At 70.0% G+C, this 24,482-nt stretch carries 15 protein-coding genes and 1 tRNA gene; 12 read left to right on the plus strand and 4 right to left on the minus strand.

The window, feature by feature from the left end; all coding sequences use genetic code 11:
• Positions 1 to 60 precede the first annotated feature (60 nt).
• Positions 61 to 3,000 carry a bifunctional [glutamine synthetase] adenylyltransferase/[glutamine synthetase]-adenylyl-L-tyrosine phosphorylase gene (locus DWB05_RS06215; protein ID WP_114376051.1) on the plus strand — a complete coding sequence of 980 codons (2,940 nt, stop codon included), beginning with the start codon at positions 61 to 63 and terminating at the stop codon, positions 2,998 to 3,000.
• A 232-nt stretch (positions 3,001 to 3,232) separates the two neighbouring features.
• Positions 3,233 to 3,703, plus strand: a complete 471-nt coding sequence (gene bcp, locus DWB05_RS06220) for a thioredoxin-dependent thiol peroxidase (protein WP_114376585.1) — start codon at positions 3,233 to 3,235, stop codon at positions 3,701 to 3,703.
• Positions 3,704 to 3,740: 37 nt separating this feature from the next.
• On the opposite strand, the gene DWB05_RS06225 is transcribed toward bcp, so the two are convergent.
• Entirely contained in the window at positions 3,741 to 4,445 is a 705-nt protein-coding gene (locus tag DWB05_RS06225; RefSeq protein WP_198669058.1) for a Crp/Fnr family transcriptional regulator, read from the minus strand.
• A 147-nt stretch (positions 4,446 to 4,592) separates the two neighbouring features.
• On the opposite strand from DWB05_RS06225, the gene DWB05_RS06230 reads away from it, so the two are divergent.
• The 5 genes from DWB05_RS06230 (at position 4,593) to DWB05_RS06250 (ending at position 10,232) form a co-directional block, all read left to right on the plus strand.
• Positions 4,593 to 6,182 (plus strand): ABC transporter substrate-binding protein, encoded by a 1,590-nt coding sequence (locus DWB05_RS06230; RefSeq protein ID WP_114376056.1) that lies wholly within the window; start codon positions 4,593 to 4,595, stop codon positions 6,180 to 6,182.
• 100 nt (positions 6,183 to 6,282) lie between these two features.
• Complete coding sequence (locus DWB05_RS06235) at positions 6,283 to 7,269, plus strand: ABC transporter permease (RefSeq protein WP_114376058.1); 987 nt, start codon at positions 6,283 to 6,285, stop codon at positions 7,267 to 7,269.
• A gap of 4 nt (positions 7,270 to 7,273) precedes the next feature.
• On the plus strand, positions 7,274 to 8,203 hold the full coding sequence (locus tag DWB05_RS06240) for an ABC transporter permease (protein ID WP_114376060.1): 930 nt from the start codon (positions 7,274 to 7,276) through the stop codon (positions 8,201 to 8,203).
• A 15-nt stretch (positions 8,204 to 8,218) separates the two neighbouring features.
• Positions 8,219 to 9,214 (plus strand): ABC transporter ATP-binding protein, encoded by a 996-nt coding sequence (locus DWB05_RS06245; RefSeq protein WP_114376062.1) that lies wholly within the window; start codon positions 8,219 to 8,221, stop codon positions 9,212 to 9,214.
• Positions 9,204 to 10,232, plus strand: a complete 1,029-nt coding sequence (locus tag DWB05_RS06250) for an ABC transporter ATP-binding protein (protein WP_114376065.1) — start codon at positions 9,204 to 9,206, stop codon at positions 10,230 to 10,232. Before DWB05_RS06245 ends, DWB05_RS06250 begins: the two co-directional genes overlap by 11 nt.
• A 79-nt stretch (positions 10,233 to 10,311) precedes the next feature.
• On the opposite strand, the gene DWB05_RS06255 is transcribed toward DWB05_RS06250, so the two are convergent.
• Complete coding sequence (locus DWB05_RS06255) at positions 10,312 to 11,205, minus strand: PEP-CTERM sorting domain-containing protein (RefSeq protein WP_114376067.1); 894 nt, start codon at positions 11,203 to 11,205, stop codon at positions 10,312 to 10,314.
• A 551-nt stretch (positions 11,206 to 11,756) separates the two neighbouring features.
• Here DWB05_RS06255 and DWB05_RS06260 point away from each other — a divergent pair.
• A complete protein-coding gene (locus tag DWB05_RS06260) occupies positions 11,757 to 16,202 on the plus strand; it encodes a choice-of-anchor I family protein (protein ID WP_114376069.1) in 4,446 nt (1,481 codons plus the stop codon).
• A gap of 63 nt (positions 16,203 to 16,265) precedes the next feature.
• A complete protein-coding gene (locus tag DWB05_RS14850; RefSeq protein WP_198669059.1) occupies positions 16,266 to 21,206 on the plus strand; it encodes an ExeM/NucH family extracellular endonuclease in 4,941 nt (1,646 codons plus the stop codon).
• A gap of 159 nt (positions 21,207 to 21,365) precedes the next feature.
• Here DWB05_RS14850 and DWB05_RS06270 read toward each other — a convergent pair.
• Positions 21,366 to 21,440: transfer RNA gene (locus tag DWB05_RS06270), tRNA-Gln, on the minus strand.
• A gap of 54 nt (positions 21,441 to 21,494) precedes the next feature.
• Positions 21,495 to 21,695, minus strand: a complete 201-nt coding sequence (locus DWB05_RS14635; RefSeq protein WP_157967099.1) for a hypothetical protein — start codon at positions 21,693 to 21,695, stop codon at positions 21,495 to 21,497.
• 150 nt (positions 21,696 to 21,845) lie between these two features.
• Here DWB05_RS14635 and DWB05_RS06275 point away from each other — a divergent pair, with 150 nt between their 5' ends.
• From DWB05_RS06275 to DWB05_RS06285, 3 genes are all read left to right on the plus strand, one after another.
• Complete coding sequence (locus DWB05_RS06275) at positions 21,846 to 22,817, plus strand: MBL fold metallo-hydrolase (protein ID WP_157967100.1); 972 nt, start codon at positions 21,846 to 21,848, stop codon at positions 22,815 to 22,817.
• 56 nt (positions 22,818 to 22,873) lie between these two features.
• Positions 22,874 to 24,070 (plus strand): cell division protein ZapE, encoded by a 1,197-nt coding sequence (gene zapE, locus DWB05_RS06280; RefSeq protein WP_114376073.1) that lies wholly within the window; start codon positions 22,874 to 22,876, stop codon positions 24,068 to 24,070.
• Positions 24,071 to 24,132: 62 nt separating this feature from the next.
• The gene (locus DWB05_RS06285) at positions 24,133 to 24,465 is read left to right on the plus strand and encodes an acyl-CoA thioesterase (protein ID WP_114376586.1); all 333 of its coding nucleotides are present in this window, start codon (positions 24,133 to 24,135) and stop codon (positions 24,463 to 24,465) included.
• The last annotated feature ends 17 nt before the right edge of the window (positions 24,466 to 24,482 follow it).

Here is a 24,482-nt window from a genome sequence, read left to right on the forward strand (position 1 = left end):
CCCCGCGCGTCGGCCGGCCCGATTGACGCGGCCCGGCAAGGGCCTCCAGCCTCCGCGCGCATGGACGGCCTCTCCCCAAGCCTGCCGCTTCCCTACGACCACGAGGCCGCAGAGCGCGCGCTCGCCCGGCTCGCCGACGAGGCGGGCGGGCTGCCGCCCGCATGGCGCGAGGCGCTGGCGGCGGTGTTCGGATCGAGCCCGCATCTCGCCGCGCTCGCCCTGCGCGAGCCCCAGACGCTGCACCGGTTCTTCGCCGAAGGTGCAGAGGCGGCGCTGGCGCAGGCGATGACCGTCATTCCCACCGGCGAGGCGCTCGCCCGCGCGACCCGCAGTGAACTCGCCGAGGCGCTGCGCACGGCGAAGCGCGGCGCCGCCCTCGTCATCGCGCTCGCCGACCTGTTCGGGCGGTGGTCGCTCGAACAGGTGACCGGTGCGCTGAGCGACTTGGCGGAGGCGACCGTCGAGGCGGCCGCGGGGTTCCTTCTCCTCGAGGCGGCGGGCCGCGGCCTGATCGGCCCCCTCGACCCCCTCGCCCCGACGCGCGCTTCGGGCCTGATCCTGCTCGGGATGGGCAAGCTCGGCGCGCGCGAACTCAACTACTCTTCTGATATCGACCTCGTCGTCCTCTTCGATCCCGAGCGCGCACCCTACCACGGCGAAGACCGGCTCGCCTTCTTCGTCCGCCTCGCGCGCGACCTCGTGCGGCTGATGGAGGAGCGCACCGGTGGGGGCTACGTCTTTCGTACCGACCTGCGGCTCCGCCCCGACCCCGGTGCCACCCCGCTCGCCGTCTCCGTCGAGGCGGCGCTGACCTATTACGGCTCGCTCGGGCAGAACTGGGAGCGGGCGGCGATGATCAAGGCCCGGCCCATCGCCGGCGACCGGGAGGCCGGGCGGGCCTTCCTCACCGAACTCCGGCCCTTCGTCTGGCGACGCCATCTCGACTTCGCCGCCATCCGCGACATCCACTCCATCAAGCGCCAGATCCAGGCCCATCGCGGCGGCGGCGCGATCGCGGTGGCGGGGCACAACCTGAAGCTCGGCCGCGGCGGCATCCGCGAGATCGAGTTCTTCGCCCAGGTGCAGCAGTTGATCTGGGGCGGGCGGGATCCCGCCTTGCGCGAGCCGGCCACCCTCCCCGCCCTCGCCGCCCTCGCCCGGGCGGGGCTGATCGGCGAAGTGGCCCTCGGTGAGCTGTCCGCCGCCTACCGCTTCCTGCGCCGCATCGAACACCGGCTGCAGATGATCGACGACCGCCAAACACACACCCTGCCCGCGGACGAGGCCGGGCTCGAGCGCGTCGCGCGGTTCTCCGGCTTCCCCTCCAGGGAGGCGTTCGCCGAGGCGCTGCTCGCCCACCTTTCGGCGGTGGAACGGCACTACAGCGCGCTGTTCGAGGAAGCGCCCGAGCTCGGCGGGCCGGGAAGCCTCGTCTTCACCGGGGTGGAGGACGACCCCGAGACGCTCGCCACCCTCTCTCGTATGGGCTTCGCCAATCCGCAGGCGGTGGGAGCGGCGGTGCGCGCCTGGCACCACGGGCGGCCGCGGGCCACACGCAGTGCGCGCGCGCGGGAGATCCTCACCGAGCTGATGCCCGCCTTGCTGGCCGCGCTTGCCCGCCAGAAGGATCCCGACGCCGCCTTCCGCCGCTTCGATTCATTCCTGAACCGGCTGCCGGCGGGGGTGAACCTGTTGAGCCTGCTGCAGCGCAATCCGGGGCTTCTCGATCGCGTGGCGCTGATCTGCGGGGCCGCACCGTTGCTCGCCGATTACCTCGCCGCCCATCCGCAGGTGCTGGATGGGCTGCTCGTCGGCGCGGGGCCCGAGCGTCCGATCGCCAAGGCGCTGCGCGCACGGCTCGCCGAGACGCGCTTCCTCGAGGAGGCGATGGAGGTGGTGCGGCGGGTTGTGCGCGAGCGCGAATTCCTGGTCGGTGTTGCCACCCTCGAGGGCGCGATCGCCGTCGATCACGCCGGCCTCCTGCGCGCCCGCCACGCGGACGCCGCCCTGCGCGCCCTGCTGCCGCTGGTCGAGCAAGACTTCGCCTCGCGGCACGGCACCATCCCCGGCGGTGCGCTCGCCGTCGTCGCCCTCGGCAAGCTCGGCGGGCGGGAGATGATGGCCGCCTCCGATCTCGACCTGATCCTGCTCTACGACCACGCGGCGGGGGTGGAAGCGGCGGTCGGGGCCTCGGGGCGCGCCCTCTCCCCACCCGAATACTTCGCGCGGCTGACGCAGCGGTTCATCGCCGCGATCACCGCGCCCACCGCCGAGGGCAAGCTCTACGAGGTCGACATGCGGCTCAGGCCCTCCGGCAACAAGGGGCCGATCGCCGTGCACATCGAAGGCTTCGCGCGCTACCAACTCGAGCAAGCCTGGACCTGGGAGCACTTGGCGCTGACCCGGGCGCGCGTCATCGCAGGCCCGCCGTCGTTGCGGCGGCGGGCACGCGCCGCCATCCGCGCCGCCCTCGCTCGCCCCCGCGAGGCGGATGCGGTGCGGCGGGACGCGGCCGAGCTCCGCCGTCGGATCGCGCGCGAACTGCCCCCGTTCTCCGAATGGGACGTGAAGTATCGTGCGGGCGGGCTGCTCGAGGGCGAGTTCGTCTGCCAGGTGCTGCAGCTGATCCACGCCGCACGCCACCCCGAGGTGCTCGCGACGACGACCACCGAGGCGCTGGAACGGCTGGCCCGCGTGGGCGTGCTTTCCGCCGAGGAGGCGGAGGAGCTCGCCGCCGCCATGCGCCTTTTCCGCGCCGTGCAGGGCGTGCTGCGCCTCACCGTCGGCAAGCCGCGATCCGAGGCCGAGATCCCCGGGCCGGTGGCCGAGGCGCTCTGCCGCGCCGCCGCCGCCTCCGGGGCCGCCGACGCCGTTGACCTGCGGGAACTTGCCGCCCAGATGCGAGACGCTGCGCAACGAATTCGCGCGGCTTTCAACCGGCATGTCGCCGATCTCGGCCCGATCGCGGAGCACGCGATCGGTGCGCGAGCGGACGATTGAGCGAAGGGAACGACGGAGAGGGGTCACGTCGATGGCGACGACGAAGAAACCGGCGGCGAAGACGGCGGCCAAGACGCCGCCGAAGACGGCCGCCGCGAAGACGGCGACGAAGACGACGGCGAAGGCCGCCGCCGCGAAGGCGACGGCGGCAAAGGCGGCGAGCAAGGCCACCGCGTCGAAGGCCGCGGCCAGCAAGGCGACCGCCACCAAGGCCGCCCCTGCCCCGGCGGCCATTCCGCCCGGCGTCAAGGAAGGCGACCCCGCCCCGCCCTTCTCGCTTCCCGCCACCGGCGGACGCACCGTCAGCCTGGAGGCGATGAAGGGCAAGCCCTTCGTGCTCTACTTCTACCCGAAGGCCGACACGCCCGGCTGCACCACCGAGGCTTGCGCCTTCAACGAGGCGCTGACGCAGTTCAAGGGGCTCGGGCTCGAGGTGATCGGCGTCAGCCCCGACAAGATGCCGGCGATCGAGAAGTTCGCGCAGAAATACGGGCTCGACTTCCCGCTCGCCTCCGACCCGGAGAACGCCACCGCCCAGGCCTACGGCGCGTGGGGCGAGAAGGTGTTCATGGGGCGCCGCTCGATCGGGCTGATCCGCAGCACGTTCCTGATCGACAAGGACGGGCGCATCGCGCGGGCGTGGAAGAAGGTGAAGGTGGACGGGCACGCCGCGGAGGTGCTGGAGGCGGCGCGGGCGCTCTGAGCGGCCTTGGGCCGGAGAGGGCGGCGGGGGCGACGCGCTAGCGCTCGTCCCCTTCCTGCGCCAGGGCCCTGAGCGCCGCCTCGTTGCGGATGGTCACCCGGCCCGGGATCAGCGACACCACACCGTCCGCCTCCCACGCCTTCAGCGCGCGGTTGACGCTCTCCCGCGCCGCACCGACGAGCTCGGCGAGTTCCTTCTGCGTCGCGGGGATGGAGGCGAGGTTCTGCGCCGCGGCCAGCCGAAGCAGGGCACGCGCAAGCCGAACTTCGAGCGGAAAGAAGAGAAGTTCCTCGACCTGGGCCGAGGTGCGCCGCAGCCGCTCGCAGAGCACCTCGATCACGGCGAGCGCGAGCTTCGGGCGCGCCTCCAACAGCGGCAACACGTCGCGACGCTCCAGCGTCATCAGCCGCCCGTCCGTCAGCGCCACCGCATCGGCCGAGCGCGGCCGGCCATCGAGCAGCGCGATCTCGCCGAACACCTCGCCTGCGCGCACTGTGTTCAACACGATATCCTTGCCGTCCTCGGAGGGGAGAACGATGCGCACCCGGCCGGCGAGTACCGCGATCAGCCCTGCCCCGGGGTCGCCGCGGCGGAACAGCGTTTCGCCCCGCCGCATCGGGCGCACATGCGCGTAGGCGGCAAGCCGCGCGATGTCCTCCGCCGGCAGGCGGCCGAACAGGGCGTTGCGCGCCAGCACCTCGTAGCGGGCGTCGGTGGCGTCGAGGCGGGGCATCAGCGACATGGCTGCAACCTTACCGCGAACCGCCGCCTCGTGCAGCCGCGTCTCGCGGAAGGGTCGATGCTTCATCCCGCGCCCGCGATCCGCTAGGGTCCCTGCCAGTGCTCGGGCGGCCGACACCGCCCGTTTCGCTCGGGAGACGGAACAACGATGCGCACCACGCTCCTTGCCGCTGCGGCGGCCCTCGCCCTCGCCGCGACTTTCGCTTCCGCCGAGGCGCGGACCATCCGCTGGTCGGCGGCGGGCGATCCCAACACCATGGATCCCCACTCGCAGAACCTTGGAACGGTGACGAAGATCCTCAATCAGATCTATGAGCCGTTGATCCTGCGCACGCGTGACCTCGGCCTCGAGCCGGGCTTGGCTACCGCCTGGCGGCAACTCGAGCCGACGCGCTGGCGGTTCGAACTGCGCCGGGGGGTCAAGTTCCACAACGGCAACGACTTCAACGCCGACGACGTCGTCTTCTCGATCGAGCGGGCGCTCGCCCCCACCTCGAACTACGGCATCTTCGTCGACACCGTGCAGTCGGCGGTGAAGGTCGACGACTTCACCGTCGACGTGGTCACCAAGATCCCCGACCCGATCCTGCCGAACAAGCTCGCCTCGGTGTACATCATGGATCGCGAATGGTCTGAGGCGAACAACGTCCGCCAGCCGCAGAACACGCGGGCGCGCGAGGAGACTCACACGGTGCGCAACACCAACGGCACCGGCCCCTTCCGCCTGACCATCCGCGAACCCGACGTGCGCACGGTGATGGTGCGCAACGACCAGTGGTGGGGCTGGAACGTTCCTGGGAACGACAGCAACATCACCGAGATCGTCTATCGCCCGATCGCGTCCGATGCGACGCGCATCGCCGCCCTCCTCTCCGGCGAGGTCGACTTCGTCATGGACCCGCCCCTGCAGGATCTCGAACGGCTGAAGCGCGCGCCGAACATCACCGTGCTCGAGGGGCCGGAGGTGCGCACCCTGTTCTTCGCAATGGACGTCAAGCGCGACGAGCTTCTCTATTCCAGCGTCAAGGGGAAGAACCCGTTCAAGGACCTGCGCGTGCGCCAGGCGCTCTACCACGCGATCGACATCGAGGCGATCCGCACCCGCGTGATGCGCGGTCAGGCGATCGTCACCGGCACGCTGTTTCCGCCGCAGGTCAACGGCTACGCCAAGGAATGGGACAAGCGTCTGCCCTTCGATCCCGCCCGCGCCCGCGCCCTGCTCGCCGAAGCGGGCTACCCGCAGGGCTTCGAGGTGACGCTCGATTGCCCGAACAACCGCTACATCAATGACGAGCAGATCTGCCAGGCGGTGGCGGCGATGTGGACGCGGGTCGGCGTCAACACGCGGCTCAACGCGATGCCGCTCGCCCAGTTCTTCCCCAAGATCCAGCGCGAGGACACCTCGATCTACCTGCTGGGCTGGGGCGTGCCCACGCTCGATGCGCTGTATTCGATCCAGTCGCTGCTCGCGACCAGGGACGGCCGCCCCGGCAACGGCATCTGGAACTACGGCAACTACTCCAACCCGCGCATGGATGCGCTCGTGGAGACCATCAAGAACGAATCCGATCCCGAGAAGCGCAACGCGGCGATCGCGGAAGCGATGCGCATCTACCACGAGGACGTGCCGCACATCCCGCTGCACCACCAGATGATCCCCTGGGCGATGCGCGCCAACATCACCATGCCGCACATGGCGAACAACCAGCCCTACATGCGCTGGGCGCGGGTCAACTGATCGCCCGTGCCCGGAGGCCCCTCGCGCCGCTCCAGCGCGAGGGGCACCTTGACGCCGCCTCGCCGACCCCGGCGGTCTGAGACGGAGCGTTCGGCTTCGCATGCTCGCCTTCATCGTCTCCCGGCTGCTGCAGGCGATCCCCGTCATGCTGACGGTGAGCCTGATCAGCTTCGCCATGTTCGCCTACGTGGGCGATCCGGTGACGATCATGCTCGGCCAGGACTACACGGAGGCGCAGCGCGAGGCACTGGTGCGCGAGTTGGGGCTCGATCAGCCCTTCTTCGTACAGTTCGTCGAATTCCTGCAAAACGTGCTGCGGGGCGACTTCGGCATTTCCTATCGCCTCGGTCGCCCGGTGGCCGACCTGATCCTCGAACGCCTCCCCGCCACGCTCGAACTCGCGCTCACCGCCGCCCTGCTTGCCCTCCTCGTCGGCGTGCCGTTGGGGGTGTACACGGGGCTCTATCGCGACTCCTGGCTGTCGCGCGTGTTCCTCACCGTGTCGCTGATCGGGGTGTCGCTGCCGACCTTCCTCATCGGCATCCTGCTCATCCTGGTGTTCGCGGTGATCCTCGGCTGGCTGCCCTCGTTCGGCCGCGGGGAGACAGTGACGATCGGGTGGTGGAGCACGGGGCTTCTCACCGCCTCGGGGCTGAAGGCCCTGATTCTGCCCGCCGTCACCTTGGGGCTCTATCAGATGACTCTGATCATGCGCCTCGTGCGCAGCGAGATGCTCGAGGTGCTGCGCACCGACTACATCAAGTTCGCCCGCGCGCGCGGCCTGCCAGACCGCATCGTGCATTTCGGCCACGCCCTGAAGAACACGCTCGTTCCGGTGATCACCATCACCGGCCTGCAGCTCGGCGCCATCATCGCCTTCGCCATCGTCACCGAAACGGTGTTCCAGTGGCCGGGCATGGGGCTTCTCTTCATCCAGGCGGTGGCGAACGCCGACATCCCGATCATGGCCGCCTACCTGATGCTGATCGCGCTCCTGTTCGTGGTGATCAACCTGATCGTCGACCTTCTCTACTACGCGGTCGACCCGCGGCTGCGCAGCGGGCTCGTCGCCTCATCGGGGCGCTGAGCCGATGAGCGCCTTCGCCCGCATGCACTACCTCGCGCGCATCTTCGACTCCGATCTCTGGTGGTCGTTCACCCGTTCGCCGACCGTCGTCGTCTCCGCCCTCGTCGCGGTCGCGATGATCGGCTCCGCCGCCTTTGCGCCGTGGGTCGCGCCGCACAACCCGTTCGATCTCGCCACCCTGAACCTGCTCGACGCCTTCACCCCACCGATCTGGCTCGAGGGTGGCGACGCGCGCTTCCCGCTCGGCACCGACGACCAGGGCCGCGATGTGCTGTCCACCATCCTCTACGGGGCACGAATCAGCCTGTTCGTCGGTTTCTGCTCCGTCCTGTTCGCGATGACGCTCGGCGTCACCATCGGGCTCGTCGCCGGCTACGCGGGGGGTGCCGTGGATGCGGTGCTGATGCGCATCGCCGACATCAAGCTCACCTTTCCCGCCATCCTGATCGCGCTGCTCGTCGATGGCATCGTGCGGGCCGTGCTGCCGCGCGAACTCCACGACCGCATTGCGATCTGGGTGCTGATCTTCGCCATCGGCATCTCGAACTGGGTGCCCTTCGCCCGCACCGTGCGCGGCTCGACCATGGTGGAGAAGAACAAGGAGTACGTGATGGCCGCGCGCGTCATCGGCCTCTCACCGGCGCGCATCATGTGGTCGCACGTGTTGCCGAACGTGATGGGCCCGGTGCTCGTCATCGCCACGCTGCAGCTCGGCTTCGCCATCCTGGCCGAGGCGACGCTTTCCTTCCTCGGCGTCGGCGTGCCGCCCACCCAGCCCTCGCTCGGCACGCTGATCCGGATCGGCAACGACTTCCTCTTCTCCGGCGAGTGGTGGATCACGGTGTTTCCCGGAGCCGCGCTCGCCATCATGGTGCTGTCGGTCAACCTGCTCGGCGACTGGCTGCGCGACGCCCTCAACCCGAAGCTCCGCTAGCAAGGCCGGCGCGCGATGCCTCTCCTCGATGTGCGCAACCTGCGCGTGGAGTTCCCCACCCGGCGCGGCACGCTCGTCGCGGTGGATGACGTCTCGTTCAGCATCGAGCCCGGGGAGGTGCTCGGCGTCGTCGGCGAATCGGGTGCGGGCAAGTCGATCACCGGGGCGGCGATTATCCGCCTGATCGAACCGCCAGGGCGGATCGCCGGCGGCGAGATCTGGCTGGATGGGCGGCGCATCGACACCCTGCCGCCGGAGCGCATGCGCAGCGTGCGGGGGCGGGAGATCGGCGCGATCTTCCAGGACCCGCTGACCACGCTCAATCCGCTCTACACCATCGGGCGCCAGCTCGCGGAAACGATGCAGACCCATCTCGGTCTCGGCGCGAAGGAGGCGCGGGCGCGGGCCATTCGCTGGCTGGAGGAGGTCGGCATTCCCGCCGCCGCCGAGCGGATCGATGCCTATCCGCACCAGTTCTCGGGGGGCATGCGCCAGCGCGTGGTGATCGCGCTCGCCCTGTGCGCGGAGCCCAAGCTCGTGATCGCCGACGAGCCGACCACCGCGCTCGACGTCTCCATCCAGGCCCAGGTGATCGCGCTCCTCAAACGTCTCTGTCGTGACCACGGCACGGCGGTGATGCTGATCACCCACGACATGGGCGTGATCGCGGAGACCGCCGACCGAGTGGCGGTCATGTATGCCGGGCGCATCGCGGAGATCGGCCCCGTGCGCGAGGTGGTGAAGCACCCCCGCCACCCCTACACCGAGGGGCTGATGGGCTCGATCCCCCCCCTTTCGCATCGCGTGCGCCGGCTGGCGCAGATCGAGGGCGCGATGCCGCGGCTGACCGACATCCCTCCCGGCTGCGCCTTCAACCCGCGCTGCCCGCGCGCCTTCGACCGCTGCCGGCGCGACCGCCCCGAGCTGATGGCGACCGACGGGCCCAACCGGGCCGCCTGCTGGCTGCACGATCCGTCGTCACGCGACGAGGCCCTCGGCCATGCCGCCTGACGCCTCGCGCACCGTCGCCACGGAGGCGCTGGTCGAGGTCGAGGACCTCGCGCGCGACTTCGACGTCTCGCGGCCTTGGCTGTTCCGCGTGCTCAACGGCGAGCCGCGGCGCATCGTGCACGCGGTCGCCGGCGTCTCGTTCGCCATCCCTCGCGGCACCACGCTCTCCCTCGTCGGCGAGTCGGGCTGCGGCAAGACGACGGTGGCGCGCCTGGTCGTCGGCCTGTATCGGCCAACACGGGGCAGGATCCGCTTCGACGGGTCGGACATCACGGCGCTCGGGGCGGACGACGCGGCGCGATCGATCCGCCGCCGGATCAACATGATCTTCCAGGACCCTTACGCCTCGCTCAACCCGCGCTGGCGCGTGCGCGACATCATCGCCGAACCCTTGCGCGCCTTCCGCGTGCTCGAGGACGAGCGTGCGATCGCCGAGCGAGTGGCCGAGCTCCTCCGGCACGTGGGCCTGTCGCCGAAGGACGGCGAGAAGTATCCGCACGAGTTCTCGGGCGGGCAGCGCCAGCGCATCTCCATCGCGCGCGCGCTTTCCGCCACCCCCGACTTCCTCGTCTGCGACGAACCGACGAGCGCGCTCGACGTCTCGGTGCAGGCGCAGATCCTGAACCTGATGAAGGACCTGCAGGAGGAGATGGGCCTCACCTACCTCTTCATCAGCCACAATCTCGCGGTGGTGCGGCACATGTCGGACCGCATCGGGGTGATGTATCTCGGGCGGATCGTCGAGCTCGCACCGACCGATGCGCTGTTCGAAGCCCCGCGCCACCCCTACACGCGGATGTTGCTCGATGCGATCCCGGACCTCGAGATGACGGGGCGGCGGCGCATTCCCGTCGGCGGCGAGGTGCCCTCCCCGATCGCGCCGCCGCCGGGCTGCGCGTTCCATCCGCGCTGCCCGTTCGCGGATGCGCGCTGTCGGGCGGAGGTGCCGCGGCTTCGTGCCGAGGGCGAGGCGCTCGTCGCTTGCCACGCGGTGGAGGAAGGCCGACTCGCCGCCTGAGCGGTTCCGCCGGGAGTGCGGAAACGACAGGCGCGCCGGCGTCTCACCCGCGCGCCGTGCCGTGTCGTGACGTCTTCGCTCAGACCCGCCGGCGGGCCAGGCCGAGGGCGGCGAGGCCGAAGCCGAGCAAGGCGAGGCTGGCCGGCTCCACCACCTCGATCGGAACCTCGATCTGATAGGCGTAGCGGAGGGTCACGCTCTCGCCGGCGGCGAGATCGCCGATGAACCAAGCCATCTGCAGGCTGAAGTCACCGCGCTCGACGCGCGGAGACACCGCCCCCGCCCCCTCGAGCACGGTGAGCGGCGAGTCGGTGGTGCAACACTCGCCGCCGATGAGCGTATTGCTCGGGTAGTCGGTGGTGAGGTTGATCAGGGCGAGGCCGAGCCCCGTCAGCGGACCGCGTCCGAAGATCCGATCGGCTGCGCTCAAGCCGGCACCGCCCCGCGTGTTGTCGGTCTCGAACGGATCGACGGTGTCGTCGAGCTCGAGCGAAGCGTCGGGGCTCGGGTCGACGGCACGGACGAAGGCGAGGCTCTCCAGATCCTGCAGGGCGGTGATCGTGGTCTCGATCACGATTCTCGTACCGTGGGGATCGAACAGATAGGTGTGCGAGATCTCGAAGAGGCTGCCGAACGATCCCGTCCAGCGCGCGCCGCCATCGATCGCCTCCACGGCGCCGCTGCCAAGATCAGCGATGCCGTTGGCGTTCTCGACGAAACCCGTCTGGTCGGAGACGACCCCGAAGCCCTCGTGGCGCAGCCCGTTCAGCATGTCGATGCAGTGCCGGCCGCCGCCGCGGGGGTCGACCACGATGCCGAAGCCCTCGTCGAGGCCAGGGCCGATCGTGCCCAGATCGCTGATTTGGAACTTGAGGAACCGCCCCTCGAGCACGACGCCGGCTTGGGCGAGCGCGGGGGCGAAAGCGACTGCGACGGCAGAGGCAACGGCGACGCGAAGACGGCGTGGCAGCACGGACGATCTCCCTCGTTCAGGCGGCCGCATGAGAAGCAGGCTGCGTGCCATCGCACGCCGAGCGCCGAGAACGCTCCCGCGATCGGCGCGTCGAGGGCGGCGTGCCCGCCTGCCAGCGGCGACGGTGTAAAATTTTCCGACAGCGACAGATCGATGACAGAGGCACCGGCGGCAGCGACAAGCATGGTCCGCCTGCCGGCAAGCCACAGCTGACCGCGGCTGTTCGCAATCCAAGATCCCCCACGCGATGCGCGCGCCAGTGCAGTACCGTCGACGAGATGGTGTTCGGCTTCGAAACGATAGATCGCGGCGACTACTGTCGGAACGGAAGCGAACCAAGTACGATTGTGTGCCGGAGATGCCGATTTGGTCATGAGGACCGATCGCGCGACTGCGACTGGAAGACGAAACGAGGCCGACACGATCCTCGCCTGTCGGTCCGCTTTACACCTGCATTCGTCATTGTTCTTTCATCGAACTGTCGTCATGCGGGCGCGTGACTCTCTCTAGCCTCAGCGCATCTCGCGAAGGGGGAAGGAAGAGGTCCACGGATGACGAACGCGTTCATCCCGCTGCCGACGTCGGCGGGGTTCACGGCGCAGCGCCTGTTCACGGTGAACCACGCGGCAACACCCGCCGGCGGAGCCGAGGTCGCCGCCTACGACCCTGTGCTGCGCCTCGCCTTCATCATGGGGCCGAACGGGGTCGACATCGTCACCGCCGTCGCCCGCCCGGGCAAGCCGGCAGGCACCATCCTCGCCAGCGTCGACGTCACTCCCTTCGGCGGCAACGCCAATTCCATCGCCTTCCACGACGGCCTGCTCGGCATCGCCCTCGCCGGGCCGGACAAGACCCAGCCCGGAACGGTGCTGACGTTCCGCATCGGCGGCGAGGTCGACCCGGTCGCGGGCTTCCGCCCGACCGTCACGCCGGTCGCCACCTACACGGTCGGCGCCAACCCGGACCAGATCACCTTCACCCCGGACGGCACGAAGCTTCTGGTCGCCAACGAGGGCGAGCCGAACGGCTACCGCCCGGGCGACGTCGACCCGGAAGGCTCGGTCTCCATCATCGACCTCGCCTCGGGCACCGTGCGCACCGCCGACTTCACCGCCTTCAACGGCGAGATCGACGCGCTGCGTGCTGCCGGCGTCCGCATCTTCGGCCCCGGTGCGACCGTCGCGCAGGACCTCGAGCCCGAGTACATCACCGTCTCCGCCGACGGGAAGACGGCCTTCGTCGCGCTGCAGGAGAACAATGCGATCGCCGTGCTCGACATCGAGCAGGCCGCCTTCGTCTCCATCCTCCCGCTCGGGCTCAAGGACCACTCGCTCCCCGGCAACGGGCTCGATGCCTCCGATCGCGACGGCCCTGGCAACGGCCCGGCGATCAACATCCGCACCTGGCCGGTCTTCGGCATGTACCAGCCGGACGGGATCGCCACCTTCACCTTCAACGGAGTAGAGTACATCGCCTCCGCCAACGAGGGCGACGCGCGGGATTGGCCGGGCTTCAACGAGGAGGTGCGCGTCGGCGCCGCCTCTTACGTGCTCGATCCCGGCACGTTCCCCAATGCCGCGGTGCTGAAGCAGGCCGCCAATCTCGGCCGGCTCACCGTATCCAACGCCACGGGCGATACGAACGGCGACGGGCGCTTCGACCAGATCCACGTCTTCGGCGCCCGCTCGCTCTCCTTCTGGAGCACGGACGGCACGCTCGTCTGGGACTCGGGGGATGCGATCGAGCAAGCGATCGCCCTGCTCGATCCGAACTGGACACCGCCCACCGCTGCCCAGATCGGCACGAAGGACGGGCTCGGCGACGACAGCCGCTCCGACAACAAGGGCCCCGAGCCAGAACACCTCACCATCGCCACCATCGGAACCGCCGCTTACGCCTTCGTCGGGCTCGAGCGGTCGAACGCGGTGGCGGTGTTCCGCATCGGCGACGCGAACGGCGATGGCTTGCCGGACGCGACCCTGCAGGGCGTGATCGCCACCCCGGGCCACCAGGCGCCGGAGGTGTTCGTCACCGTCCCCGTCTCCTCCAACACCGGCGGCCAGCCGCTGCTGATCGTGCCCTCCGAGGTGTCGAACACCTCGGCGGTCTATGCGCTGTCGCAGAACTTCACCCTGCAGGTGCTGCACTCCTCCGACCATGAGGCGGGGTTGCAGGCCGTCTCCCGCATGCCGCTGTGGGCGTCGTTGCACGAGCGGTTCAAGCAGGACTACGCCAATACCATCGTGCTCACTCCGGGCGACCTCTGGATCCCGGGCCCGTTCTACGCCGCCGAGGCCGACCCTTCGCTCGAGGTTCCGCTCGAACGCTTCTACACCCAGCTCCTCGGCACGCCGATCAACCTGCCCTCCGGCGCGCAGACCTCGGGCCGGGTGACGATGGCGGCGATGAACGCCGTCGGCGTCACCGCGGCATCCTTCGGCAACCACGAGTTCGACCTCGGCACCAACCCGATCGCCGGCATCATCCGCCCCTCGGGCCAGTATCCGGGCGCGCTGTTCCCCTACCTCTCCGCCAATCTCGACTTCTCGGCCGACACGGGGGCGATCGGCGGCAACCTCGCCGCGGCGGTGACCGCGGACGGGCAGGAGGCTTCCTCCATCAAGGGGCGGATCGCCGGCACCGCGGTGGTGACGATCGGCGGGGAGAAGATCGGCCTCGTCGGCGCGACGACGCAGCTCCTCGCCTCCATCTCCTCGCCGGGTGCGGTGCGCGTGATCGGGCCGCAGCAGAACGACATGGCCGCACTCGCCGCCATCCTGCAGCCGAAGATCGACGCGCTCGCCGAACAGGGCATCAACAAGATCGTGTTGATGTCGCATCTGCAGCAGTACGCGTTCGAGCTCGACCTCGCGACCCGGCTGAAGGGAGTCGACATCGTGCTCGCCGCCGGCTCGCACGCCCTGTTCGCCGACGACGACGACGTGCTCCGCCCCGGCGACGTGCCGGCCGAAGGCTATCCGGTCCTGCGGTTCAACGCCGACGGCGACCCGGTGCTGATCGTCTCGACGCCGAACGAATACGCGTATGTCGGCCGCTTGGTCGTCGAGTTCGATGCCGAGGGCCGCATCGTCACCGACCGTCTGGCGGACTACGTCTCGGTCAACGGCGCATGGGCGACCACGCCGGAGCGCGTCGCCGAGGCCTGGGGCGTCGCACCGGAAGACCTGTTCGCCTCCGAGGCCTTCGCGCCAGGCTCCACCGGCCAATTGGTGAAGGACCTCGCCGATGCCGTCGGGGCGGTGATCAACGCCCAGGACGGCAACTGGTTCGGCTTCACCGACGTCTTCCTCTCCGGGCGTCGCATCGAGGTGCGCCGGCAGGAGACCAACCTCGGCAACCTCACGGCGGACGCCAACCTCGCAGAGGCGAAGAAGACCGACCCGACGGTGATGGTCTCGATCAAGAACGGCGGCGGCATTCGCGACTCGATCGGCGCGGTCGTCGGCACGCCCATCGCCGAGGAGGTGCCGCCGCTCGCCAACCCCGACGCCGGCAAACCGGCCGGGGCGGTGAGCCAGCTCGACATCGTCAACGCGCTGCGCTTCAACAACAGCCTCACCCTGCTCACGCTGACCGCGGACGGGTTGCGCCAGGTGCTTGAGCACGGCGTCAGCACGCTCACCGCCACCAACACGCCCGGGCAGTTCCCGCAGGTCTCAGGGGTCAATTTCAGCTTCGACCTCACCAGGCCCGCCGGGTCGAGGATCCAGAACGCGGTCATCGTGAACGAGGCGGGGGACATCGTCGACGTGCTGGTCCGCGACGGCGAGCTCGTCGGCGATGCCGGGCGCGAGATCCGCATCGTCACCCTCAACTTCCTCGCCAATGGCGGCGACGGTTATCCCTTCGCCACACTGGGCAAGGACCGGGTCGACCTCGTCGTCCCCGGCCAGCGCACCGGCGTTGCGACCTTCGCCGACGACGGGACGGAGCAGGACGCGCTCGCCGAGTTCCTCGCCGCCCGTCACGCCACGCCGGAGACGGCCTACAACGCGCCGAACACGCCGGTGGAGCTCGATATCCGCATCCAGCAGACGGTGTTCCGCCTCGACACCGTCGAACCGGTGCTCGAGTTCGGCCTGCACCGCACCGCGACGTTCCGCGGCGACGCGGAGACGCTGCGCAACCCGATGACCAACCTCGTCTACACGGCGGAGAAGGTCGCGGGGACGTTCAACAGCAATGCGGCGGATGACCCGACGGGGGCGTCGCTCGCCCGCTTCCGCGCCGGCGACGGCGACATCACCGTCTCGCGCATCGACTTCGACGGCACGGGCTCGCTGGGGTCTGACGCAAAGCCGGCGCTGACCATCGACTGGCAGGCGCGCAAGGCGACGGTGGCCGCCGAGACGCGCGGGCAGATCGCCGCGATCGACATCACCGCCTTCACCGGCGACGCGCTGACGGTGCTCGATTTCGTGCGCGTCGATGTCGACCTGCGCGATGCCGACCCGCGGCCCGACCTCGCTCGCGTGGTGCAGATCGACGGCGCCTCGCGCGGCAGCGTCTTCACGGGCGATGCGGCGGATGTCGTCACCATCGGCGTGGCGGCGGCGAACCAGGCGGCACGTGCGACCTTCCGGGTGGAGACGGGGGCGGGCGATGATCGCGTCGAGTTCGGCGCGGCCGGCACGTTCTCCTTCGGCAAGGGGCCGGCGGCGTCGGATCGTTTCCTCAACGCCACGGTGGATCTCGGCGCCGGCGACGACGTGTTCATTATCGCGGGCGGCCGCGCCAGCGTGCGCGGCGGCGAGGGCGACGACGTGATCCGCGTGACTGAGAATGCCATCGTCACCGCGCTCTACGATGGGCCGCGCGCGGGCTACGAGATCGTGCGCACCGGTGCCGGCGAGTATCGCATCACCGACATCGATCCGACGAACGGGGACGAGGGCACCGACCTTTTGTTCGGCGTGCGGCAGGTGAAGTTCGCCGACCAGGTCGTCGCGTTGAACGATCTCCTGTTCCCGATCTGACGAAACCGGCGGGGGGCTTCGGCCCCCCGCTTCGCTTCGAGAGCCGCGATGAGGGAGTGAGCCATGTCCCGCATGCCGCGCATCAACGAATTCGTCTTCAACCACACGGGGATCGACACCCGCGAATACGTCGAGGTGTTCGGCGACCCGAACGCGAGCCTCGCCGACCTCTGGCTCGTGCTCATCGAGGGCGACAGCGGGACCACGCTGGGCAACGTCATCTTCCGCACCCAGCTCGGCCTCACCAATGCGGACGGCATCTGGTGGACCGGCTTCCTGCCGCAGGACAGCCTGCAGAACGGCACGCAGACGCTCCTGCTCGTGCGCGACTTCACCGGCACGCTGAACCAGGACCTCGACACCGACAACGACGGCGTGCTCGACGCAACCCCGTGGGCCGCGATCGTCGACGGCATCGCCGTCAGCGACGGCGGGGCGAACGATCGCACCTACGCGGGGGTGGAGGTGCTCGGCCCCGCCTTCGCCGGCGGCGCCTTCGCGCCCGGCGGCGCCTCGCGCATCCCGGATGGCGACGGCGCTTGGACGCGCAACGCCTTCAATGGCGAGGGCATCCCGGGCCTGCCCGGCGGGCCGGTCGCCGCGGGCGAGGCGCGCAACACCCCCGGTGCGCTGAACGCCCCGCCGCCCCCACCGCCGCCCGGCCCCGTCATCACCAGGATCTCCGCCGTGCAGGGCCCGGGCGACACCTCGCCGCTCTTGGGCCAGACCGTCACCGTCGAGGCGATCGTCATCGGCGACTTCCAGAACGGCGATGCCGACACCAAGCGCAACCTGGGCGGCTTCTTCCTGCAGGAGGAGATGGCCGATTGGGATGCCGACCCGCTCACCTCGGAGGGTCTCTTCATCTTCCAGCCTTCCGCCGTCGCGGGTGCCGTCTCGCTCGGCGATCGCGTTCGCGTCACCGGCACGGTCGAGGAGTTCTTCGGCCTCACCCAGCTCCGCGCTTCCGCCATCACCGTGGTGCAGGCCGGCGCGGTCGAGCCTGCCGACATCCTCTCCCTCGCCGTGCCCGTCACGCTGCCCACCGCCGGCGTGACGCTGAACCAGAACGGCCGCTTCCAGCCCGACCTCGAGCGCTTCGAGGGCATGCTGGTGCGCTTTCCGCAGACGCTCACCATCAGCGAGCAGTTCAACCTCGACCGCTTCAACGAGATCCGGCTCTACGCCGGCGAGGAACCGGGCGAGCGCCCCTTCTCCTTCACCCAGGTGAATGATCCCTCCGTCGCCGGGTTCGAGGCGCACCTGCGCGCGGTCGGCGCCCGCACCATCACCTACGACGACGGCATCAACGCGCAGAACCTGCCGGTCGACCTGCTCGACGGGTTCGCCCCCTACGCCACCGTCACCGCGCCGCGCATGGGCGACACCATCACCGGGCTCACCGGCGTGCTCGACTACCAGTGGGCCGGGGCGGCGGCGTCGGGGTCGACCTGGCGCGTGCGCTCCGTGCTGGATGGGTCGAACGAGTTCACCCGCGGCGTCAACCCGCGCCCCGACGTGCCCGATGTGGGCGGCACGCTGAAGGTCGCCTCGTTCAACGTGCTCAATTTCTTCACCACGCTGAACACGCCCGGCGCCAGCACGGCGATCGGGCTTGCGCCGCGCGGTGCGAATTCGACCGCCGAGTTCGACCGCCAGGCGCAGAAACTCGTCACCACCCTGCTCACCCTCGATGCCGACATCATCGGACTGAATGAGCTGGAGAACGACTTCCTCGCGGGCAGCGCGGGCAATGCGCTCGCCTTCCTCGTCGATCTGATGAACGAGACGCTGGGCGAGAACCGCTACGCTTGGGTCGATCCTGGCGTGCGCTTCCTGGGCGACGACGCCATCGCCGTCGGCTTCATCTTCGACACCGGCGCGGTGCGCCTCGCCGAGGGCACGCGCCCGGCGATCCTGACCGACGCCGTCGTCGCCTCTCTCGATGCCTCGCTGCTCGCGCGCTCCACCATCGGCCGCATCTTCGACGGGCCCGACACCTCGCGCGCCGTGCTTGCGGTCACCTTCGAGGAGATCGCCTCGGGCGAAACCTTCACCGCGGCGATCAACCACTTCAAGTCGAAATCCGGCACCGGCACGGGGGCGGACGCCGATCGGCTCGACGGCCAGGGCAACTGGGTCAACCAGCGCCTGCTCGCCGCCGAGGCGCTGAACCTCTGGCTCGCCACCAACCCGACCGGTTCGACCGACCCCGACAAGCTGATCCTCGGCGACCTCAATGCCTACATGCGCGAGGACCCGATCCGCTTCCTGCTCGACCGGGGCTGGATCAATCCGCTGTTCGACGCACCGAAGGCCTATTCCTTCGTGTTCGACGGGCAGAAGGGCAGCCTGGACCACATGCTGCTCTCGCCCTCCCTGTTCGGGCAGATGACCGGCATCGCGGATTGGCACATCAACGCCGACGAGGCGGATGCGCTTGACTACAACCTCGATTTCGGCCGGCTTCCCACCTACTTCGACGGCATGGTGCCCTGGCGCACCTCCGACCACGACCCGCTCCTGCTCGGGCTTCGTCTTGCTCCCGCACCGTTCCCCAACGCCGTCTCCTCGGGCGACGTGGATCAGGACAGCGCGGTGCTCTGGGCCCTCGTTCCCGTGCGCGGGGCCGTGCGCGTCGAGTGGTCGACGGATCCGACCTTCGCCACGCTTGCCGGTTCCGCCACCGTCACCGTCACCGACCCCACCCTGCCGGTGAAGGTGCTCGCCAAAGGGCTCGAGGCCGGCACGCGCTACCACTACCGCTTCATCGACTCGCTCGGGCGGATGGAGGAAGGAACCTTCGCCACCGCGCACGCGCTCGGCGTCAACGCGGGGTTCCGCTTCGGCGTCTCGGGCGATTGGCGGGGCGAACTCGCTCCCTTCCCGGCGATCGCCAATGCCGCGGCACGTGACCTCGACCTCTTCGTCAAGCTCGGCGACACGATCTACGCCGACTACGCCACCCCCCTCGTGCCGAAGCCGCAGGCCGAGACCCTCGCCGAGTACCGGCTGAAGCACGCCGAGGTGTACGGCAAGGCGCCGGGGCCGAACTTCTGGGGCGCGCTGCAGAAGGTCACACCGATCCTCGCCACCATCGACGACCACGAGGTGATCAACGACTTCTCGGGCGGAGCCCCCGCTTCGTCCGATCCGCGTTTCCCGGAAACCACGGGCCTGATCAACGAGACGGAACTCTTCTGCAACGGGCTGCAGGCGTTCCAGGAGTACAACGCGATCGAGGACCGGGTCTGGTCCGGCACCGGCGACGCACGCGTCGACGGTCGCTACGACCTCTACCGTTACCAGACCTTCGGGTCGGATGCGGCGGTGTTCGTGCTCGATGCGCGCTCCTTCCGCGACGCGCCGATCGCCGCCTGGAACGGCACGCCGGCCGACCTGCCGCGCTTCCTCGCCGAGGCCTTCACGCCCGGCCGCACCATGCTCGGCCGCCCGCAGATCGAGCGGCTGAAGGCGGATCTGCTCGATGCCGAAGCGAAGGGCATCACCTGGAAGTTCGTGCACGTGCCGGAGCCGATCCAGAACCTCGGCCCGCTCGCCGCGGTCGACCGCTTCGAGGGCTACGCGGCGGAACGCACCGAGCTCCTGCGCTTCATCGACGAGAACCGGATCGACAACGTCGTCTTCGTCGCCGCCGACGTGCACGGCACGGTGACGAACAACCTCACCTACCAGCGGGCGCCGGGCGGGGCGCAGATCGCGCTGCCGTCCTTCGAGATCACCACGGGCTCCGTCGCGTTCGACCCGCCCTTCGCGCCGGCCGCGATCGGGCTCGCGCGCGCGCTCGGTCTCATCACCCCGGCCCAGTTCGCGCTGTGGCAGTCGCTGCCGATCGCACCCGATGGGGACAGCATCCCGAACGACAAGGACGATGTCTTCAAGCTGATCATCGACCAGAACATCACCCCGCTCGGCTACGACCCGGTCGGGCTGAACGCCGTGCTGCCGCAGGCGCGCGCCCTGCTGGAGGCCACTTTGCTTCAGGGCGACTACCTCGCCGCCCACACCTATGGCTGGACGGAGTTCGACGTCGACGCCGTCACGGGGATCCTCACCGTGCGCACGTGGGGCATCGACGACTACCGCGCCAAGCCCGACGGGTCGTTCGAGGCGCCGCGCGTCGTCAGTGAATTCACGGTCGAGGCGACGCGGGCGATCACCTTCGACCTCGCGAAGACGATGACCCGCTTCCCGACAGCGGAAGGCCCCGGGCGCAACGCGCAGGACAATCTCTCCACCGGCTTCCGCTACCAGGCGGAGCGGGTGGCAGGCGTGCAGGACAGCCGCGAGCTCACGGACTCGACCGGCTCGCACGTCAATCGCTTCCTCGCTTCGCTCGGTGACGTCACCATTCGGGAGGCGTTCTTCGAGCGTGGCCCGTCGCAGACCGGCGCCGTCGCGACCCTCGACTGGATCGATCGCGACACCGCCCTGTTGCGCAACGAGGCCGGCTACGACGCGGTGCGCGGCGTGCGAATCGACGAGTTCTCCGGCAAGGCGCTCACCGTGCGCGGCTTCCAGGACGTGCAACTCCGCCTCGATGGGCATGGGGCGCAGACGCTGACGGTGGAGGGCGCACGCTGGGCCTTCGTGCTCACGGGCTTCGGCGATGACGCGATCGCCATCACCATCGGCGCGCAGGGTCGTGGTGGCGCTCAGGTCTACGTCGACGGCGGGGCCGGCGACGACGTGATCGAGCTCGCCTTCGCCGCCGAGGCGTCGGCGGGCACCATCAGCTCGGCGCGGCAGACGGTGAAGGGCGGAGCGGGCGACGACGTGATCATCGGCCGCGGCGGCACGGTGGTCGCGCTCTACGACGGGCTGCGCGAGGACTTCTCCATCACGCGCGCACCGGACGGGCGGTTCGTCATCGTCGACCTCAACCCCGTCGATGGCGACGAGGGCACGGATCTGCTCGCGGGCGTGGCGCAGCTGCAGTTCGCCGACGCCCTCGTGCGCCTCGACGACACCCTCTGGCTTTGATGGGAGCGGCGCCGCAACGTCGGGCCCGCGCCGGCACGCCGCGCGGCCCCGGCAGCGCGGCGCGCGCTGGCCCCCCGGCCCTGCCCGCACTTTCTGCCGAAAGGGCGCGGCCTTCGTCGTGTCCCTGTCGGTGGCGCCGCGGTCCGGAAGATGGGGCTATGGTTGGGGCGCCAGGATTCGAACCTGGGAATGGCGGAACCAAAATCCGCTGCCTTACCGCTTGGCGACGCCCCAAGCGCGCCTCTCTCTACGCGCGCGGGGCCGCCTGCGGCAAGAGAGGGGGCAGGTTCAGGAGGCCGGCCGCCGCGACCGCCCTGCCGCCGTGCGTTTCGGCGCCTCGAGCACGGCATGGGCCGCGGCGAGCAGTACGAGGGCAGCCTCACGTCGACCATGCGCCGAAGCGGACTGGGCGAGGGTGATCAGCCGGTCCGACACCACGAGCGGGCTCGCCGGCGCGGCACGGGCGGGAGATGGGCGAGGCGCTTTCATCATCGTGTCCTTCCCTTCAGCCGGGGCATGCGCAAGCATGGGCTGAAACCGTCACCAAAGGGTGAAGACGACGGTAGGACAGTGCGGCCGGGAACGGTGTGCGCCCGCTCACCGCGCCGCTCGTGCCCTATCGAACTGGGAGACCGAACGATGATCCCTCGCCGCCCCGCTCTCGTGGGCCTCACCACCCTGCCGTTCGCCGCGGCGAGCGCGCCCCGGGCCGCCTCCGCCGCAGCACCGAAGGCCGGGGTAGCGGCCCCGGGCTTTCATCGCATCCGCCTCGGCGAGGTCGAAATCACCGCCTTGCTCGACGGCGGCATGCGCATGCCGGAGGCGAACGCGCCCCGTTTCTTTCGCGACTACGACGAAGCCGTCGTGCGTCGCCTGCGCGAACGCGCCTTCTGGGTCGAGGGCTTCCTGCATCAGCCGGTCGGCGCATACGTGATCAACACGGGGCGCCATCTTGCGCTGATCGATTGCGGCGGTGCCGACTGGTTCTTTCCCGGCACGGGCCGACTGCACCAGGCACTGGCCGCCTCCGGCTATCGCCCGGAACAGGTCGATGCCGTGCTGCTCACCCACATCCACCCCGAGCACGCGCTCGGCCTCGTTGACGGCGAAGGCCGGCGCGCCTTCCCTAACGCCGAGGTCGTCGTGTCCGCCCAGGACCACGCGTTCTGGACCGACCCGGCGATGGAATCGCGCGTCCCCCAAGGCCCGCGCTTCATCCAGGCCGCGCGGCGTGCGGTCGGGCCCTATGCCGATCGCATCCGCACCTTCGACGCCGGGCGAGAGACCGAGGTGCTGCCGGGCATCACCGCCGTCCCCGCCATTGGCCATACGCCTGGCCATGTCTCCTACCGCATCGCGTCCGGCAACGAGGCGATGCTGATCTGGGGCGACGTGACGCACCAGACGGTGATCCAGCTCGCCAACCCGCGCTGGCGCCTCGCGATCGACGTCGACCCCGACGCGGCGGTGGCCTCGCGCCTGGCCACCCTCGCGATGCTCGCCGCCGAGCGTATGCTGGTGGGCGGGGTGCATCTCCCGTGGCCCGCCTTCGGCCGCATCGTGCCGGACGGCGAGGGCTACCTGTTCGTGCCGAGGCCCTGGCAACTCTGAACCGCGCGGGCGGCACTTGAAGCCGCCGCCCCGCCCGGGCTAGGGCGCGGGCCGTCATGCAGCACCCGCCGCCCGGGCCCGCCTTGCCGGCGGAGGTCGTCGCCGCCTCGGCCCAGGGGCCCCTCCCCGGCCTGCGTGCCCGCGTCGCCGCCGGCCTCCTCGAGCACGACCCCGCTCAGGCACTCGCCGCCGAACGGCTGCAGGAGCTCTGGCGCGCGCTCGCCGGATACGATCCGCAGCGGGAACGGTCGGGCGGGCTCCTCTCCTCGCTCCGCTCCCGCCTCGGCTTCCACCGCCTGCGCACCCCGCGCGAGGACGGCACCGAGGCGCCGCAGGGTCTCTATCTCGTCGGCGCGGTCGGCCGCGGCAAGTCCATGCTGATGGACCTCTTCTTCGACACCGCCCCGCTCCCCCGCAAGCGCCGCGTGCACTTTCATCGCTTCATGCAGGAGGCGCACGCCTTCCTGCACGAATTCCGCCGCAAGGCCGCGCGCGAGATCGACCCGATCCCGCCGCTCGCCGACCAGATCGCGGCCCGCGCCGCCCTTCTCTGCTTCGACGAGTTCCAGGTGCACGACATCGTCGATGCGATGATTCTGGGCCGCTTGTTCGAGGCCCTGTTCGCGCGTGGCGTCGTCGTCGTCGCCACCTCGAACACCCTGCCCGACGATCTCTACAAGGACGGGCTGCAGCGCGACCGCTTCCTGCCCTTCATCCGGCTGATCAAGGAGCGCCTCGATGTGATCGTGCTCGAAGTGGGGCGCGACTACCGGCGCGATCGGCTCGCCGCCGTCGGCGTGTGGCACGTGCCGGCGGATGCGGCGGCGGAGGCCGCGCTCGATGCCGCCTTCCTCGAGTTCGCGGGCGAACCCGGCGCCCCCCTCACCCTCTCCGTGCTCGGCCGCCGCCTCACCCTGCCCCGTGCGGCGAACGGGGTCGCGCGCGCCTCCTTCACCGAACTTTGCGGCCAGGCCCTGGGGCCGGCCGACTATCTGGCGCTCGCCACCCACATGCACACGCTGCTGATCGACCGCATCCCCCGCCTCGGCCCGGAGAACTTCGACGCCGCCCGGCGCTTCATCACCTTGATCGACGCGCTCTACGATCACCGCGTGAAGCTGATCGCCTCCGCCGCCGATCATCCCGACCGCCTCTATGACCGTGGCGAAAACGCCGAGATGTTCAAGCGCACCGCTTCGCGTCTGATGGAGATGCAGTCGCGCGACTATCTCGGCCTGCCCCATCTGCCGTGACGACGGATCGCAACGGCGGCGACCATCCGCCACCCCTCGAGCCCGTCCTGCGCACCGTCGCCATGCCGGCCGACACCAACCCGGCCGGCGACATCTTCGGCGGCTGGGTGATGGCGCAGATGGACTTGGGCGGAGGGCTGGCGGCGAGCCGGGAGGCGAAAGGGCGCGTGGCGACGGTCGCGGTCGATGCGATGACCTTCAAGCGCCCCGTCAAGGTCGGCGACGAGGTGAGCGTGTGGGCGGAACTCCTCGCCGTCGGCACCACCTCGCTGCGCTACCGCGTCTCCGCCTGGCGACGCCGGCCCGACCAGGCGGGGCATGTGAAGGTGACGGAGGCGATCTTCACCTTCGTCGCCCTCGACGCCGAGGGGCGCAAGCGGCCCGTGCGCGGCTGAGGGAGCGCGCCTGCGGC

Origin of the sequence: Elioraea thermophila (ex Habib et al. 2022) (assembly GCF_003336755.1) — a bacterium.
Taxonomy (GTDB): Bacteria; Pseudomonadota; Alphaproteobacteria; order Acetobacterales; family Acetobacteraceae; genus Elioraea; species Elioraea thermophila.

Excerpts from the sequence above, each read along its gene's own strand:
- DWB05_RS06215 (WP_114376051.1), top strand. The coding sequence starts at position 61 with ATGGACGGCCTCTCCCCAAGCCTGCCGCTTCCCTACGACCACGAGGCC.
- DWB05_RS06225 (WP_198669058.1), bottom strand. The coding sequence starts at position 4,445 with ATGTCGCTGATGCCCCGCCTCGACGCCACCGACGCCCGCTACGAGGTG.
- DWB05_RS06230 (WP_114376056.1), top strand. The coding sequence starts at position 4,593 with ATGCGCACCACGCTCCTTGCCGCTGCGGCGGCCCTCGCCCTCGCCGCG.
- DWB05_RS06235 (WP_114376058.1), top strand. The coding sequence starts at position 6,283 with ATGCTCGCCTTCATCGTCTCCCGGCTGCTGCAGGCGATCCCCGTCATG.
- DWB05_RS06240 (WP_114376060.1), top strand. The coding sequence starts at position 7,274 with ATGAGCGCCTTCGCCCGCATGCACTACCTCGCGCGCATCTTCGACTCC.
- DWB05_RS06245 (WP_114376062.1), top strand. The coding sequence starts at position 8,219 with ATGCCTCTCCTCGATGTGCGCAACCTGCGCGTGGAGTTCCCCACCCGG.
- DWB05_RS06250 (WP_114376065.1), top strand. The coding sequence starts at position 9,204 with ATGCCGCCTGACGCCTCGCGCACCGTCGCCACGGAGGCGCTGGTCGAG.
- DWB05_RS06260 (WP_114376069.1), top strand. The coding sequence starts at position 11,757 with ATGACGAACGCGTTCATCCCGCTGCCGACGTCGGCGGGGTTCACGGCG.
- DWB05_RS14850 (WP_198669059.1), top strand. The coding sequence starts at position 16,266 with ATGTCCCGCATGCCGCGCATCAACGAATTCGTCTTCAACCACACGGGG.
- DWB05_RS14635 (WP_157967099.1), bottom strand. The coding sequence starts at position 21,695 with ATGAAAGCGCCTCGCCCATCTCCCGCCCGTGCCGCGCCGGCGAGCCCG.
- DWB05_RS06275 (WP_157967100.1), top strand. The coding sequence starts at position 21,846 with ATGATCCCTCGCCGCCCCGCTCTCGTGGGCCTCACCACCCTGCCGTTC.
- zapE (WP_114376073.1), top strand. The coding sequence starts at position 22,874 with ATGCAGCACCCGCCGCCCGGGCCCGCCTTGCCGGCGGAGGTCGTCGCC.
- DWB05_RS06285 (WP_114376586.1), top strand. The coding sequence starts at position 24,133 with ATGCCGGCCGACACCAACCCGGCCGGCGACATCTTCGGCGGCTGGGTG.